This window comes from Kitasatospora sp. NPDC041917, assembly GCF_055589745.1.
The window spans coordinates 21,474-36,061 of sequence record NZ_JBVJBI010000021.1; the positions used below are offsets into that span (position 1 = coordinate 21,474).

Sequence of the window (14,588 nt, forward strand, 5' to 3'; positions counted from 1 at the left end):
CGTGCGTAGCAGGGAAGTTGACGATGTTCCTCATACGGCCTCACCCACCGGAGCGGCCGCCTCCTCGCCGCGGGTGACCACGGCCCGGTAGGCCGACTCGGTGCGCATCAGCTCGCGGTGCGGCCCGGCCGCGACGACCCGGCCCTCCTGCAGCAGCACCACCCGGTCCGCCCGGTCGAGCAGCAGCGGGCTGGTCGCGAACACCACGGTGGTGCGGCCCGCCCGGGTGTCCCGCAGCCCGGAGGCGATCCTCGATTCGGTGTGGGCGTCCACCGCGCTGGTGGGCTCGTCCAGCACCAGCACCGGCGGGTCCGCCAGCAGGGCGCGGGCCAGGGCGAGCCGTTGGCGCTGCCCGCCGGAGAGCGAGCGTCCGCGCTCGGTGATCCGGGCGCGCATCGGGTCTCCCCCGCACTCCGGCGAGCCCTCCGCCAGGGCCGTCAGCACGTCCTCCGACCGGGCCGCCGCCAGGGCCGCGGCGGCCGTGACCCGCCCCGAGGAGGGGATGTCGAAGAGCTCGGCCAGCGTGCCGGAGAGCAGCACCGGTTCCTTGTCGTGGACCAGCACCGCCGCCCTGGCCTCGGCCAGCGGCACCGCGTCCAGCTCCGTACCGCCGAGCCGCACCGGGGCCTGCGCCCGCTCGCCCTCGACCGGCGGGACGTGGCCGCCGAGCCGCTCGGCCAGCGCCCCCGCGAAGTCCGGGTCCCCGCAGACCACCGCGGTCAGCTCGCCGGCCCGCGCCGTCAGCCCGCTCGTCGGGTCGTGCAGGTCGGCCTTGTCCGGCCGGACCAGTGAGGCCTCCGCCGTGCCGGCCGTCCGGCCGAGCGAGAGCACCCGGACGGTGCGCGCGGCGGAGACCCGGGCCACGCTCCACGCGTGCGCCGCCTCGCCCAGGATGCGCAGCGGGGCGGCCAGGAAGGCCGTGGCGCCGTAGACCGCGATCAGGGTGCCGACGGCGAGCTCGCCGGAGGCCACCAGCCGGGCGCCGTACCAGGTGACGCCGACCACGAACAGGCCTGGCAGCAAGACCTGTTGAGCCTGCATCAGCGACTGGATCCGGGCCGAGCGGACGGCCGCGGCCCGGACCTTCTGGGAGGCGGCCCGGTACCGCTCCAGGAACAGCTCCTCGCCGCCGATGCCGCGCAGCACCCGCAGCCCGGCGACGGTGTCGGCCGCCAGCTCGGTGGCCTTGCCGCCGAGGCTGCGCTGCTGCTCGTAGCGCCGCTCGAACGGCCCGATCAACGGCCAGACGGAGGCCGCCAGCACCGGGACGCCGAGCAGCACCCCGGCCCCGAGCACCGGATCGACCAGCAGCACCGCCACGCTGACGGCCAGCCAGACGATCACCGCCGACCGGACCCGGGCGACCAGTTCGACGTACCAGCCGATCCGCTCGACGTCCCCGCTGCCGACCGCGACGACCTCTCCGGTGGCGATCCGGCGGGACAGCCCGGCCCCGAGGCGCGAGGCCTTCCGGGACACCAACTGCCGTACGTGGGTGGCCGCGTGGATCCAGTTCCAGACCGCCTGGCGGTGCACCAGCACGGCGCCGAGCGCGGCACCCGCGCCGAGCAGCAGCAGGATCCCGCCGGCCCGCCAGATCCCGCCGGCGTCACCGTCCACGGCGGCCTGCACGCCGAACCCGAGCGGTATCGGCAGGGCGGCCCGGCACCCCAGCTCGATCAGCGACCAGAGGGTGGCGAGCACCTGCCCGCGCCGCTGGCGGCGCTGCAGCCAGCGCAGGAAGGCCGGGGGTGAGGAGAGGTCGGGACTGCCGGGATCGGCCAGCGGCAGGGGGGTGAGCAGCATGACACTCCGATACGAGCGGTGCGCGGCCACGAGCGCACAGGGGTTCGGGAGAGCTACAGGAGTTCGAGGAGCGACGCACACGGAGCACCGGGGTGACGTGCGCGCAGTGCGGACGGCAGCCCTACGGCGGGCGGCCCGACGAGGAGCGGCCCGAGCCGACAGGCGGATGACGCGCGGCACGGCAGCACGGCTGCGGCGCGACGTCGACGATGCGCCCGGAGCGGAGCCGGACGGGGTGGGATGGGCACGAAGGGCCCGAGAGTCAGGACGTCATGATCGGGAGCCTGCCAACCTCCGCGCGATCTGCGCAACGTGTTTTTCACCACGGCTTTTCGCCCCGGCCCGCGCGCTCCGCACCCCGGCCACCGCGAGCCGGACCCGCACGCCCCCCGCACGCCCCGCCGGGGCGGTCCCCACCCCGCCCCGGGTCGGCCGACCCCTCGGCCAAACCCCCGCAAAGCTTCACCCAAGATTCGCCCGTTCGGCGGGAACAATCACACCGGGACGCCAGTTGCCCCCACTGGAACCACAGGACAATCAGGAGGGCACCCCTTCCCGTGAGCACCATCCCCACCGTCACCCTCAACGACGGCGCGCAGATCCCGCAGCTCGGCTTCGGCGTGTGGCAGGTCCCGGACGCCGAGGCCACCCCGGCCGTCCGCACCGCGATCGAGGCCGGCTACCGCTCCATCGACACCGCGGCCATCTACGAGAACGAGGCCGGCACCGGCGCGGCGATCGCCGACGCCCTGGCGGGCGGCGTCGCCCGCGAGGACCTCTACGTCACCACCAAGCTGTGGAACTCGGGCACCCGCGACTGGTCCGGCGAGCAGGGCCGCGACGCGGTGCTGCGCGAGTTCGACGCCTCGCTGGCCAAGCTCGGCCTCGAATACCTCGACCTCTACCTGATCCACTGGCCGCGCCCGATGCACGGCGACAGCTACCTGAACATCTGGAAGGCCTTCGAGCAGCTGAAGGCGGGCGGCCGGGTCAGGTCGATCGGCGTCTCCAACTTCGGCACCGAGCAGCTGAGCCGCCTGCTGGACGAGGCCTCCGTCGCCCCGGCCCTGAACCAGGTCGAGCTGCACCCGTACTTCCCCCAGGCGGAGCTGCGCGCGTTCCACGCCGAGCACGGCATCGCCACCGAGGCCTGGAGCCCGCTGGGCCAGGGCAAGGACCTGCTCGCCGAGCCCGCCCTGGTGAAGACCGCCGAGAAGCACGGCCGCACGGTCGCCCAGGTGGTGCTGCGCTGGCACCTCCAGAGCGGCGTGATCGCCATCCCGAAGTCGGTCACCCCGTCCCGGATCCGCGAGAACCTGGACGTCGCCGGCTTCGAGCTGGACGCCGAGGACCTCGCGGCGATCGCCACCGTGGCCACCGGCAAGCGGATCGGCCCGGACCCGCAGGAGTTCGACTGGAACTGACGCCCGGCCCGGGGGCCCGGCCCCCGGACACCCGGATCGCCTGACGGCCGTCATGCCGAAGACCGCCCGCTCCCGTGGGGGGAGCGGGCGGCCTCAGGCGTACCCCGATCCGCCAAAGTCCATGGCCATGGACCCTCAGCGTTTTGGCGAATCGTTTTGGCTACTGCGGCGAAGTCTTGACCTAGAGCCTGCCCGCCTTCGCGATGAGCGCGAGCGCGGCCTCGTGCTCGCTCTCCTCCAGCGGGGCCAGCAGCAGCCGCTGGACCTCGGCCACCCCGGCGGCCGAGCGGTGCAGCAGGTCCTGTCCCGCCGGTGAGAGCGAGAGCAGGTTGCGCCGCCCGTCCGAGGGGTCGCGCCGGCGCTGCACCAGACCGCGGCGCACCAGTCGGCTGACCATCTCGGCCATCGTGGCCTTGTCCAGCGAGGCCAGCTCGCCGACCGTGCGCTGGTCGGCGCCCGGTTCCAGTTCCAGCGCGTCCAGCACCGCGTACTGCGGAGCCGTCAGCTCGGCGCCCACGTGCTCCGACCAGAGCTTGGTGTGCACCTGCTGGCTCACCCTGATCAGGTAGCCGATCGCCCGCTGGGCGTCCAGTATCGGCCGCGCGTCGGTGATGACGGCGACCGCCGCGGGCTCCAGCCTGGCTATCTTGGCCATCACCCGGACGATCTCGACCTGTTCCTCCGCCGTGAGCGGCTCGAACAGGACGCGCTGAACGCGGACCACACCACCGGTGGCCTCGCGCACCGCCTGGGCACCGCTCTGCGAGAGCGCCAACAGTTTGCGCCGGCCGTCGGCCGGGTCGCGCCTGCGCAGCACCAGGCCGCGGCGGACCAGCCGCGCGACCATCTCCGCCATCGTGGCCTTGTCGAGCGAGGCCCGCTCGCCGACCGTCCGCTGGTCCGCACCCGGTTCCAGGGCCAGGACCAGCAGCACGGCGAACTGCGGAGCCGTGAGATCGGCTCCGACGTGTTCGGACCACAAACGGGTGTGGACCTGCTGTGCAACGCGAATGAGGTGTCCGGGCGACTGCTGCAGTCGCGCAGACACGCGGGTTGTCGGGATCTCCCCCAGCACCATGTATCCGTCCCGATGTCACACCCGGTGTGTGTGGGACACCCGGGTGGGGCAGTAACGGCGAGTGGGCGTCCAGCTATGAGGGAGGGCGCTCCAGCCGTGCAGCCGGTGGCTGCTGGCGGACACTATACAAACGGCGGGCCCTTGCTGGCAGGCAGGGGCGGATAGTAGACGCAGGTTCGGCAACATTGGCATATTTACGGACTGCGAACGGCTTGCAGTAACTCGTTCTCAGCAGAAAGCCGACCGGTCGGTCCTTACCCACCGTCACCTGCGTCTCTCCACCCTGGCCGCCCTCCCTACCCGCCGGTAGGGTGTGGCCACCCTCTCCGGGGGCTCTCCCCGGGAGGCAACCCCGAGAGAGACGAGACCGAGCATGACCGAGCAGAGCACCGCCCCCCGGGTCGCCGTCGTCACCGGCGCCGCCCGCGGCCTGGGCGCCGCCACCGCCGTCCGGCTGGCCGCCGACGGCTACGCGGTCGCCGTCCTGGACCTCGACGAGGCGGCCGGCAAGGAGACCGTCGACCGGATCACCGCCGCCGGCGGCAGGGCGCTGGCCGTCGGCGCCGACGTCTCGGACGCCGAGCAGGTCCAGGCCGCCATCGACCGGGTGGCCGCCGAGCTCGGCACCCCGGTCGTCCTGGTGAACAACGCGGGCGTACTCCGCGACAACCTGCTCTTCAAGATGTCCGAGTCCGACTGGGACACGGTCATCAACGTTCACCTCCGCGGCGCCTTCCTGATGACCCGCGCCGTGCAGAAGCACATGGTCGACGCCGGTTTCGGCCGCATCGTCAACCTGTCCTCCTCCTCGGCCCAGGGCAACCGCGGCCAGGCCAACTACTCGGCCGCCAAGGCGGGGCTCCAGGGCTTCACCAAGACTTTGGCCATTGAGCTGGGCAAGTTCGGCATCACGGCCAACGCGGTCGCCCCCGGCTTTATCGCCACGGACATGACAGCAGCCACCGCCGCCCGGGTCGGCATGGACTTCGAAGACTTCAAGCGGGCCGCGGCCTCGCAGATCCCGGTCCAGCGGGTCGGTGAGCCTGAGGACGTCGCCCACACCATCTCCTTCCTCGCGAGCGAGGGCGCCGGCTTCGTCTCCGGCCAGGTGATCTACGTCGCGGGCGGCCCCCTCGACTGAGCACGGAACCTACACAGGGTTACCACGGAGTGGGAAGCCGGCCGAACCGGCCTCCCACTCCTCCTGCTTTACCGGGGCTTTTGCAGAATCATTCGACGACCACACGGACTTTCGATCCTGGAATAGTGGAAATCACCCCCCGAGCCAGCCCCGATCGACCCAATTGTCGATTTCCCGGGAAAATGACAATTACCACCGGAATAGCCCTGTCCGGCTGGGTAAGGTCACCCCGTGCAATCCAGAAGTACCCCCGCTCCCATTCCGCGCCAGAGGCCGGAGCGCCGCACCGCCGAACCCGACCGCCGGGAACGCCCCACCACCCCGGGATACGCCCTCCCCCCGGCCGGCCCCGGCCCCGGTGAACCCGGCTGGCCCCCGATGAGCCGACGGCAGGCCGCCCTGCTCGCCGTCACCCTCGCCGGCTACCTGCTGGTACTGGCCGGGGTCCTGCTCAACACCGAGCTGGTCGACCTCGACTGGTCGGTCCGACTGCTGCGCCCCTACGAGCGGTGGCCCCGACTGGAGCCACTGCTCGACACCTGGGTGGTCGCCGGGCAACGCGGACCCTCGGCGATCGCCGCCTTCTGCTGGCTCGGCTGGCGGGCCCACCGCCTCGGCCGGCTGCGCCCGCTGCTGGTCATGGGCATCGCGCTGCTGTTGCTCAACGTCACCGTCGGCGCGGTCAAGATCGTCACCGGCCGGCTCGGCCCGCACTACGCCCAGTACGTCGGCTCGCCCGAGCTCTTCTCCGGCGGCACCATCTTCCCCTCCGGCCACACCGCCAACGCGGTGGTCACCTGGGGGGTGCTCGCCTACCTCGCCGTCCGCTGGCGGCGCACCGGTGCGCTGATCGCCGCCGCCACCGCCTGCTCGATCGGCCTGACCACGGTCTACCTGGGCACCCACTGGGTCACCGACGTCCTGGCCGGCTGGGCCGCCGGACTGCTCGTCCTGCTCTCGCTGCCACTGCTGGAGCCCCTGGTCGCCACCGCCGAACAGCGGCTCCACCGGCGTTTCGCCCGTCGGCACCTGCCCTGCTGAACCCGAAACCGCACCCGACCCGAGTCACGCCCGACCGGAGCCACGGCGAACCCCGACCGCACCGGACCCGCACCAGGCCCGCACCGAAGCCGAACCCCGAATGCCGGAACCGAACCCGGCCCCGATCCGACGGAACGGGCCGGACCTACCCCTCCCAGCTGCGCTCGACCACACCGTTGCGCACCGCGAGGTTGAGCCGCCCCTGGCGGTACTCCATGGTCATCAGGTCACCCGGCTCCAGCACCCGGACCGACGCCCAGCCGTGCCTTCGGGCCAGCTCCCGGGCCCGCTCGATCCGCAGCCCCGCGTATCCCTCGCCGTCCTGGCCCCCCGCACCCGAACCGGCGCCCGAACCCGCCGCGCCGGACCCCGCCCCCACCGCGCCCGAACCCGACATCGCGCCTCCCCGGCTCGCCTCCTCGGACGTACGCTGGAATCGTAGCCCGACCGGCGTGGTCAGGAGGTGAACGCCATGCGCACCACCACCCCGCGACGGTGGCGCAGCGGCACCGAGCCGGCCACCGCCCGCAGCGATCTCAAGCTCCGCTACCTGCTCTCGCTCACCTTCACGCCGCTGTTCGCACTGGCGACGGTGGGTTTCGCGCTCTGGGCGGCCGCCTCCCCCGCCGACGGCGCACCCAGCCGGGGCACCCTCACCGGCTTCGCCGTGGCCTGCGGCCTGCTGACCCTGTTCGCCGCCGTCGATCTCGTGGTGGTGATCCGGCGTCGCCGGACCGAGCTCTGACGTGGTGTCTCCCATGGAGTGGGAAGTCGGCCCGGCCGACTTCCCACTCCGTGCCACCGACTTCCCACGCCCCCGGCTCCCACTCCACGCCCCCGGCTTCCCACTCCGTGCCACCCGCTGCCCCGGGCTCAGCGGCCGCCGACCGCCTGCTTGACCAGCGTCCGCCCGAAGTCCCACATCAGTCCGCTCCCCCGGTGGGCCTCGTCCATGATGTCGGTGAAGGCTTCCATGAACCGGTCCACATCGCGCTCGGTGATGATCAGCGGCGGGATCAGCTTGATCACTTCCAGGTGGTCGCCGGACACCTGGGTCAGGATGCGGTGCCGCTGCAGCAGCGGCACCACCACCATCTGTGCGAACAGCCCCTTGCGCGCCGCCTGGAGCGCGGTCCAACCGGTGCGCAGCTTGAGCGACTTGGGCCGGCCGAACTCGATCCCGATCATCAGCCCGCGCCCGCGCACCTCGGCGAGCAGCTCGTAGGTGTCGACCAGTGCGGCCAGCCGTTCACGGAAGTGGTCGCCCACCTTGCGGGCGTTCTCCACCACCTGCTCGTCGCGCATCACCTCCAGGGTCGCCAGCCCGGCCGCCATGGCCTGGGCGTTGGACCCGAAGCTGGCCGAGTGCACCAGCACCCGGTCCATCGAGGAGTACACCTTCTCGAAGATCCAGCTCTTGCCGAGCGTCGCCCCGATGGGCACGTACCCGCCGGACAGGGCCTTGGCCGCGCAGACGAGGTCGGGCAGGACCCCGTCCTCGTGCTGGTAGGCGAAGAACTCGCCGGTGCGGCCGATGCCGGTCTGCACCTCGTCGCAGATCAGCAGCGCCTTGTGCTCGTGCAGCAGGGCCTGGGCGGCCCGCAGCCAGCCGGGCGGCGGAGCCTGGACGCCCTTGCCCTGGATCGGCTCGACGATCAGCCCCGCGACGTCGCCGCGCTTCAACTCCTTGGCCAGCGCGCCGAGATCGCCGAGCGGGATGGCGGTGTCCGGCAGCAGCGGGTCGAAGCCCTTGCGGAATCCGTTCTCCCCGTTGACCGAGAGCGAGCCGGTGGTCAGCCCGTGGAAGGCGTGGTCGGCGTAGAGGATCCGCCGGCGTCCGGTGGCGTACCGGGCGAACTTGAGCGCGGTCTCCACCGCCTCGGTGCCGCTGTTGCCGAAGAACACCCGGTCCAGTCCGGGCGCGTACGACAGCAGCCGCTCGGCCAGCAGTCCGGGCAGCGGCGGGCAGTCGAAGCGGACCAGGTCCGGCAGGTCGAGGTCCATCACCTGCTGGACCGCCGAGCGCACCACCGGGTGGTGGCGGCCGAGCGCGAAGATCCCGAAGCCGGCCAGCATGTCGAGGTACTCGTTGCCCTCGGCGTCGTAGAAGTACTGGCCCTCGGCTCGCTCGTAGTACTTGTCGAAGCCGATGGTGTGCAGCATGCGCGGCAGCTGCGGATTGAGGTATCGGCTCTGCAACTCGTAGCGCTCGCCGCCGCGTTCGGCGATCAGGGCGGCGAGGTCGAAGGGGCGGTCTGGGTCAGCCGGCATGGCGCGGGTTCGCTCCTCGGGTCGGTAGCAGGTTCTTGGCGAAGACGGCGGTCTGGGCGGCGACCCCGGTGCCGGTCAGTCCGGCCTCCTCCAGGATCTCCCCGCGCGAGGCGTGGCCGAGGAACTCCTGGGGCAGGCCGAGCACCCGCACCGGCACGTCCACGTCGGCGTCGCGCAGCGCCTGGGCGAGGACCGAACCGACGCCGCCGGTACGGCCGTTGTCCTCGACGGTGACCACCAGCCGGTGGGCGGCGGCCAGTTCGGGCAGCGCCGGGTCGACGGGCTTGACCCAGCGCGGGTCGACCACGGTCGCGGTGAAGCCCTCGGCGAGCAGCAGCCGGGCCGCGTCCAGGCAGGCGGAGGCGGTGGTGCCGACCGCGACCAGCAGGATCTCCGGCACCCGCCCGGTGCGCAGCAGCACGTCCACCCCGCCGATCCGCTCCACGGCCGGCACCGCGGGTCCGACGTTCCCCTTCGGGAAGCGCACGACGGTCGGGGCGTCCTTGACCTCGACGGCCTCGCGCAGCTGGGCGCGCAGCTGTTCGGCGTCGCGGGGTGCGGCGAGCCGCAGGCCGGGGACCACCTGGAGGATCGACATGTCCCACATGCCGTTGTGCGAGGCGCCGTCCGGCCCGGTCACCCCGGATCGGTCGAGCACGAAGGTGACGCCCAGCCGGTGCAGGGCGACGTCCATCAGGACCTGGTCGAAGGCCCGGTTGAGGAAGGTCGCGTAGACCGCGACCACCGGGTGCAGCCCGCCGGTGGCCAGCCCCGCCGCACTGGTGACGGCGTGCTGCTCGGCGATCCCGACGTCGAAGGTCCGCTCCGGGTAGGCCTTGGCGAACGGGGCCAGGCCCACCGGCTGGAGCATGGCCGCGGTGATCGCCACCAGGTCCGGCCGCTCGGCGCCGAGGGTGACCAGCTCGTCCCCGAACACCGAGGTCCAGGAGACACCGCCGCTGGGCGAGATCGGCAGGCAGGTGTAGGGGTCGATCGGGTTGACGGCGTGGAAGCGGTCGGCCTCGTCCTGCTCGGCCGGCCGGTAGCCGCGCCCCTTGACGGTCAGGCAGTGCACGATGACCGGCCCGCCGAAGTTGCGGGCCTGGCGCAGCGCCTGTTCGACCGCGCCCAGGTCGTGGCCGTCGATCGGTCCGAGGTACTTGAGGCCGAGGTCCTCGAACATGCCCTGCGGGGCGAAGGCGTCCTTGAACCCCTTCTTGGCGCCGTGCAGCGCGTCGAAGATCGGCTGGCCGACCAGCGGGGTGCGCTGCAGGGCCTCCTTGCCGAGGGCGAGGAAGCGCTCGTAGCCCTGGGTGGTGCGCAGGGTGGCCAGGTGGTTGGCGAGGCCGCCGATGGTCCTGGCGTAGGAGCGCTCGTTGTCGTTGACGACGATGACCAGCGGCCGGTCGCGCGCCTCGGCGATGTTGTTGAGCGCCTCCCAGGCGAGCCCGCCGGTGAGCGCGCCGTCGCCGATCACCGCGACGGTGTGCCGGTCGTGCTGGCCGAGCAGTCGGGCGGCCTTGGCCAGGCCGTCGGCGTAGGAGAGCGCGGTGGAGGCGTGCGAGTTCTCGACCAGGTCGTGCTCGGACTCGCCGCGCGAGGGGTATCCGGAGAGTCCGCCGCGCATCCGCAGCCGGCTGAAGTCCTGGCGGCCGGTGAGCAGCTTGTGGACGTAGCTCTGGTGGCCGGTGTCGAAGACGATCCGGTCGTACGGCGAGTCGAAGACCCGGTGCAGCGCGATGGTCAGCTCCACCACGCCGAGGTTGGGCCCCAGGTGGCCGCCGGTGCGGGTGACGGCGTCGATCAGGAAGTCGCGGATCTCGTCGGCGAGCAGCGGGAGTTCGGCCGCCGGGAGCCTGCGCAGCTCGGCCGGCGACGTGACGCGGGAGAGCAGTGACATGGGTACACCTCACGACTCGGAGCGGTGCGGTGGCGCCTCCGGCCGGCCCGGGCGGCGCGGGGCCCGGCCCGGTTCGGGAACGGGCCCGGTTCGGGAACGGGCCCGGTTCGGGAACGGGCCCGGCCCGGTTGGGCGGAGCCGGCCCGGGCGCGTGCCCGGGCCGGGGTGCCGACCCGGGGGCCGGCTCCCGTCTCAGCGGCCCTTGTTGCCGCTGACGGTCTCGGTGATGGCGCGCAGCGACTGCTGGAGCGAGCCCATCGTCGCGAGGACGGCGGTCGGCTCGTAGCCGCAGTGGGCCATGCAGTTCTCGCAGCGCGGGTCCTTGCCGCGGCCGTACTTGCTCCAGTCGGTCTTCTCGACCAGTTCGCGGTAGGTCGGCACGTAGCCGTCGGCCATCAGGTAGCAGGGCCGCTGCCAGCCGAACAGCGAGTAGTTGGGGATGCCCCAGGGGGTGCACTCGAAGTCGGCCTTGCCCTCCAGGAAGTCCAGGAAGAGCGGGCTGTGGTTGAGGCGCCAGCGCTTGCGGTTGCCGTCGGCGAAGGCCTTGCGGAAGAGCTCCCTGGTCTGCTCGACGCCGAGGAAGTGCTCCTGGTCGGGGGCCTTCTCGTAGGCGTAGGCGGGCGAGATCATCATCTCGTCCACCTTGAGCTCGTCGTTGAGGTAGTCCAGCACCTCGATGACGGTCTGCGGGGTGTCGGTGTTGAAGAAGGTGCTGTTGGTGGTGACCCGGAAGCCGCGGCGCTTGGCCTCCTTGATCGCGGCCACCGCCTCGTCGAAGGTGCCCTCCTTGGCCACGGACTCGTCGTGCCGCTCGCGCATGCCGTCGATGTGCACCGCGAAGGTGAAGTACGGCGAGGGCGTGAACTTGTCCATCTTCTTGCGCATCAGCAGCGCGTTGGTGCAGAGGAAGACGTACTTGCGGCGCTCGACCAGCTGCCGGACGATCTCGTCGATCTGCGGGTGCATCAGCGGCTCGCCGCCGGCGATCGAGACCATCGGGGCACCCGACTCCAGGACCGCGCCGACCGCCTGGGCCACGGGCATCCGCTGCTTCAGGACGCCCGCCGGGTGCTGGATCTTGCCGCAGCCCTCGCAGGCGAGATTGCAGGCGAAGAGCGGCTCCAGCTCCACGATCAGCGGGAACTTGTCCCGGCGCTTGAACAGCTTCTGCTGCATGAGGTAGGTGCCGACCCGCACGGTCTGGCGCAACGGCATGGCCATGGCTAGCTCGCCTCCTGGGGGAGCGTCGAGGATGTGGGGTGGTTCAGGTCTGCGGAGCCGGGCGCGCGCTCCTGCCGGTACCAGTCGACCAGGGCGGGGACCGTCGCCCGCAGGGTCCGCCAGGCACGCACCCCGGCCGGGAGGGTGCCGAACCGCAGCAGCTCGTGCTCGGGTGTGTCCACCACCACCCGCAGGACGGCCGCCGGCAGCGCGGGCCGCACCTCGCACAGCGCGGCCAGGACGGCGGAGGCCTCCATGTCGACGGCGAGCGCGCCCTGGAGGTGCAGGGCGCGCCGTTCGATGCCGCGCACCACGTGGTCGGCGGTGTGGTGGACGCCGGTGTGCACGGTCAGGCCGCGCTCCTTCAGCGCCCGGGTGAGCCCCGGGCCGGAGTCGACCGGGTACAGGTGGCCCTCGGCGTCGCGCACGCCGTCGGCGGCCACCACGTCGCCGGGCAGGACGCCGGGGCCGACCGCGGCCCCGAAGCCGGCCACCACCACGGCGCCGTAGCCGGTGGGGGCGGAGCCGAGCAGCCGTCGGACGGCCGTCCCGGCGCGCCGCCGGCCGACCCCGGTGCGCACCAGTACCGGGGAGCCGCCGACCGCGCCGCGCCAGTCACCGCCGCGCAGGGCCCAGACCTCGGGGCCCAGGGCGCAGAGCACCAGCAGGGGCGCGGTGGTCACCGGGCCGCCCCGATCGCCGGGGCGCCGTCGGGCCGGCCCGTGCCCGGGGCGCCGTTGAGGTAGCGGCCGAGCGCGGTGACCGGGAAGACCAGCCGGTACAGGTGGTAGTTGATGGAGAAGTCCCACGGGAAGCCGGTGCCGGTGAACTGCGGCTCGTCCCAGGTGCCCTCGGGCAGCTGGGTGCGCACCAGCCAGTCCACGCCGCGCTCCACCGCCGGGTTGGCCCGGCCCTGCGGCCCCTCGCCGGCCGAGAGCAGCGCCATCAGCGCCCACGCGGTCTGCGAGGCGGTGGAGTCGCCGCGCCCGGCCCAGCGCGCCGGGTCGTCGTAGGAGCGCATGTCCTCGCCCCAGCCGCCGTCGGCGTTCTGCCGGTCCTCCAGCCACCGCACCGCCCGGCGGATCGCCGGGTGCTCGTCCGGGACGCCGGCCGCCACCAGGGCGGGCAGCACCGAGCCCGTGCCGTAGATGTAGTTGGTGCCCCAGCGGCCGAACCAGGAGCCGTCCGCCTCCTGGTTGCGCAGCAGCCATTCGACGCCGCGCCTGGTCCGGGGGTCGCGGGAGCGGCCGGTCTCGGCGAGCATCTCCACCACGTGCGCGGTGACGTCGGCGGACGGCGGGTCGACCACCTCGCCGAAGTCGCAGAACGGCAGCTTGTTGGGCAGCGTGCCGGTGTTGTCCACGTCGAAGGCGCCCCAGGCGCCGTTCTTGGACTGCATGCCGAGGTTCCACAGCACGCCCCGGTCCACCGCCGCGTCGACCTTGCCCGGATCGGGGTGGGCGACCCGGCGCAGCGCGAGCACCACCTCGGCGGTGTCGTCGATGTCGGGGTAGGTGTCGTTCTCGAACTCGAAGGCCCAGCCGCCGGGGGCGAGCCCGGGCCGCTTCACGGCCCAGTCACCGGGCTTGCGGATCTCCTCGCCGAGCATCCAGTCGACGGCGGAGACCAGCGCCGGGTGGTCGGCCGGCACCCCGGCGTCGACCAGGGCGATGGTGGCCAGGCAGGTGTCCCAGACCGGGGACTGGCAGGCCTCCAGCCAGCGCTTGCCGTCCTCGGTGTGCACGGTAAAGCGGTCGAAGGAGGAGAGCCCGGCCTTCACCACCGGGTGCTCCAGCTCGTAGCCCTCCAGGTGCAGGGCGATCAACGAGTAGACGGCGGGGGGCTGGATGCCGCCCCAGCAGCCGTCGGCCTCCTGCCGTTCGACGATCCAGCGGCAGGCCTGCGAGACGGCCAGTCGGCGCAGCGGGCGGAAGGCCCGGCGGTGGTAGGCGTGCAGCGCCTTGTCGAGGCGTTCGAAGAGGCCGTCCCAGGTGGTGGCGGGGGCGAGCGGCCGGTGGGGGTACGGGTCGTTCGGGTCGGTGTGCAGCTCGGTGAGCGCGAAGGGGGCCGGACGGACCGGGCGGTGGGACGAGACGACGGTCAGCGGGACGATGGTCTGGCGGGCCCAGCAACCGAAGGCGTAGATGTTCAGCGGCAGCCACTTGGGCAGGAAGATGATCTCGGGCGGCATCTCGGGCAGCCGGTCCCAGGGCCACCAGCCGAACAGGGCGAGCCAGATCCGGGTGAACACCCGGGCGGCCGCGATGCCCCCGGCGGAGCGGACGTAGCGCGCGGCGGCCAGCATGTGCGGGGCGTCCGGGTCGTCGCCGGCCAGCTTGAGCGCGACGTACGCCTCGACGGTGGTGGACAGCTCGGGCGGTCCGCCGTGGAAGGTGGACCAGGTGCCGTCCTCGCGCTGCTGGGAGCGGATCCACTCGGCGGTGGCGTGGGTCAGCTCCTCGGTGCGGATTCCGAGGAACTGGCGGAGCAGTAAGTCCTCGGCATCCATGGTGACGTTGGTCTCCAGGTCGCCCTTCCACCAGCCCTCGGACGACTGCAGGGAGAGCAGGTGGGTGGTGGCGCGGGCCAGGGCCTCCCGCGCGTCGGCCGGCCGCAGGTCCGCCCCACCGGCCGGCCGGAGCTGGTCGGTGTCCTCGGGCTGCCACCGCCCCGTGCCCAGCAGGGCCGGGGGGCGGTCGCCCACCG

The 14,588-nt window shown here is 72.7% G+C and carries 12 protein-coding genes; 4 read left to right on the forward strand and 8 right to left on the reverse strand.

Annotated elements, in window-relative coordinates; all coding sequences use genetic code 11:
* Positions 1–30: 30 nt before the first annotated feature.
* Positions 31–1,806 carry an ABC transporter transmembrane domain-containing protein gene (locus tag ACZ6EM_RS24420; protein ID WP_465773225.1) on the reverse strand — a complete coding sequence of 592 codons (1,776 nt, stop codon included), beginning with the start codon at positions 1,804–1,806 and terminating at the stop codon, positions 31–33.
* Between the two features lie 557 nt (positions 1,807–2,363).
* On the opposite strand from ACZ6EM_RS24420, the gene ACZ6EM_RS24425 reads away from it, so the two are divergent.
* Positions 2,364–3,230 carry an aldo/keto reductase gene (locus ACZ6EM_RS24425; protein WP_401055289.1) on the forward strand — a complete coding sequence of 289 codons (867 nt, stop codon included), beginning with the start codon at positions 2,364–2,366 and terminating at the stop codon, positions 3,228–3,230.
* A gap of 181 nt (positions 3,231–3,411) precedes the next feature.
* Here the strand turns inward: ACZ6EM_RS24425 and ACZ6EM_RS24430 are convergent, their stop codons facing one another.
* A complete protein-coding gene (locus ACZ6EM_RS24430; RefSeq protein WP_387685267.1) occupies positions 3,412–4,212 on the reverse strand; it encodes a MarR family winged helix-turn-helix transcriptional regulator in 801 nt (266 codons plus the stop codon).
* 469 nt (positions 4,213–4,681) lie between these two features.
* On the opposite strand from ACZ6EM_RS24430, the gene fabG reads away from it, so the two are divergent.
* Both fabG and ACZ6EM_RS24440 read left to right on the forward strand, forming a co-directional pair.
* Positions 4,682–5,449, forward strand: coding sequence for a 3-oxoacyl-ACP reductase FabG (gene fabG, locus ACZ6EM_RS24435; RefSeq protein WP_465773226.1), 768 nt, complete (start codon positions 4,682–4,684; stop codon positions 5,447–5,449).
* 378 nt (positions 5,450–5,827) lie between these two features.
* Entirely contained in the window at positions 5,828–6,490 is a 663-nt protein-coding gene (locus ACZ6EM_RS24440) for a phosphatase PAP2 family protein (protein WP_452177889.1), read from the forward strand.
* 145 nt (positions 6,491–6,635) lie between these two features.
* Here ACZ6EM_RS24440 and ACZ6EM_RS24445 read toward each other — a convergent pair whose 3' ends face one another.
* Entirely contained in the window at positions 6,636–6,887 is a 252-nt protein-coding gene (locus ACZ6EM_RS24445) for an I78 family peptidase inhibitor (RefSeq protein WP_380539533.1), read from the reverse strand.
* A gap of 75 nt (positions 6,888–6,962) precedes the next feature.
* Between ACZ6EM_RS24445 and ACZ6EM_RS24450 the strand changes: the two genes are divergently transcribed.
* Complete coding sequence (locus ACZ6EM_RS24450; RefSeq protein ID WP_359901593.1) at positions 6,963–7,235, forward strand: DUF6343 family protein; 273 nt, start codon at positions 6,963–6,965, stop codon at positions 7,233–7,235.
* Positions 7,236–7,363: 128 nt separating this feature from the next.
* On the opposite strand, the gene ACZ6EM_RS24455 is transcribed toward ACZ6EM_RS24450, so the two are convergent.
* The 5 genes from ACZ6EM_RS24455 to shc form a co-directional block, all read right to left on the reverse strand.
* Entirely contained in the window at positions 7,364–8,761 is a 1,398-nt protein-coding gene (locus ACZ6EM_RS24455) for an aspartate aminotransferase family protein (RefSeq protein ID WP_465773227.1), read from the reverse strand.
* Positions 8,751–10,661, reverse strand: a complete 1,911-nt coding sequence (gene dxs / locus ACZ6EM_RS24460) for a 1-deoxy-D-xylulose-5-phosphate synthase (RefSeq protein ID WP_465773228.1) — start codon at positions 10,659–10,661, stop codon at positions 8,751–8,753. The genes ACZ6EM_RS24455 and dxs overlap by 11 nt, the downstream gene beginning before the upstream one ends.
* A gap of 192 nt (positions 10,662–10,853) precedes the next feature.
* Complete coding sequence (gene hpnH / locus ACZ6EM_RS24465) at positions 10,854–11,882, reverse strand: adenosyl-hopene transferase HpnH (RefSeq protein ID WP_401054291.1); 1,029 nt, start codon at positions 11,880–11,882, stop codon at positions 10,854–10,856.
* Positions 11,883–11,884: 2 nt separating this feature from the next.
* Complete coding sequence (locus ACZ6EM_RS24470) at positions 11,885–12,565, reverse strand: phosphorylase family protein (protein ID WP_401054292.1); 681 nt, start codon at positions 12,563–12,565, stop codon at positions 11,885–11,887.
* Complete coding sequence (gene shc, locus ACZ6EM_RS24475; protein ID WP_359901739.1) at positions 12,562–14,499, reverse strand: squalene--hopene cyclase; 1,938 nt, start codon at positions 14,497–14,499, stop codon at positions 12,562–12,564. Before shc ends, ACZ6EM_RS24470 begins: the two co-directional genes overlap by 4 nt.
* Positions 14,500–14,588 lie beyond the last annotated feature (89 nt).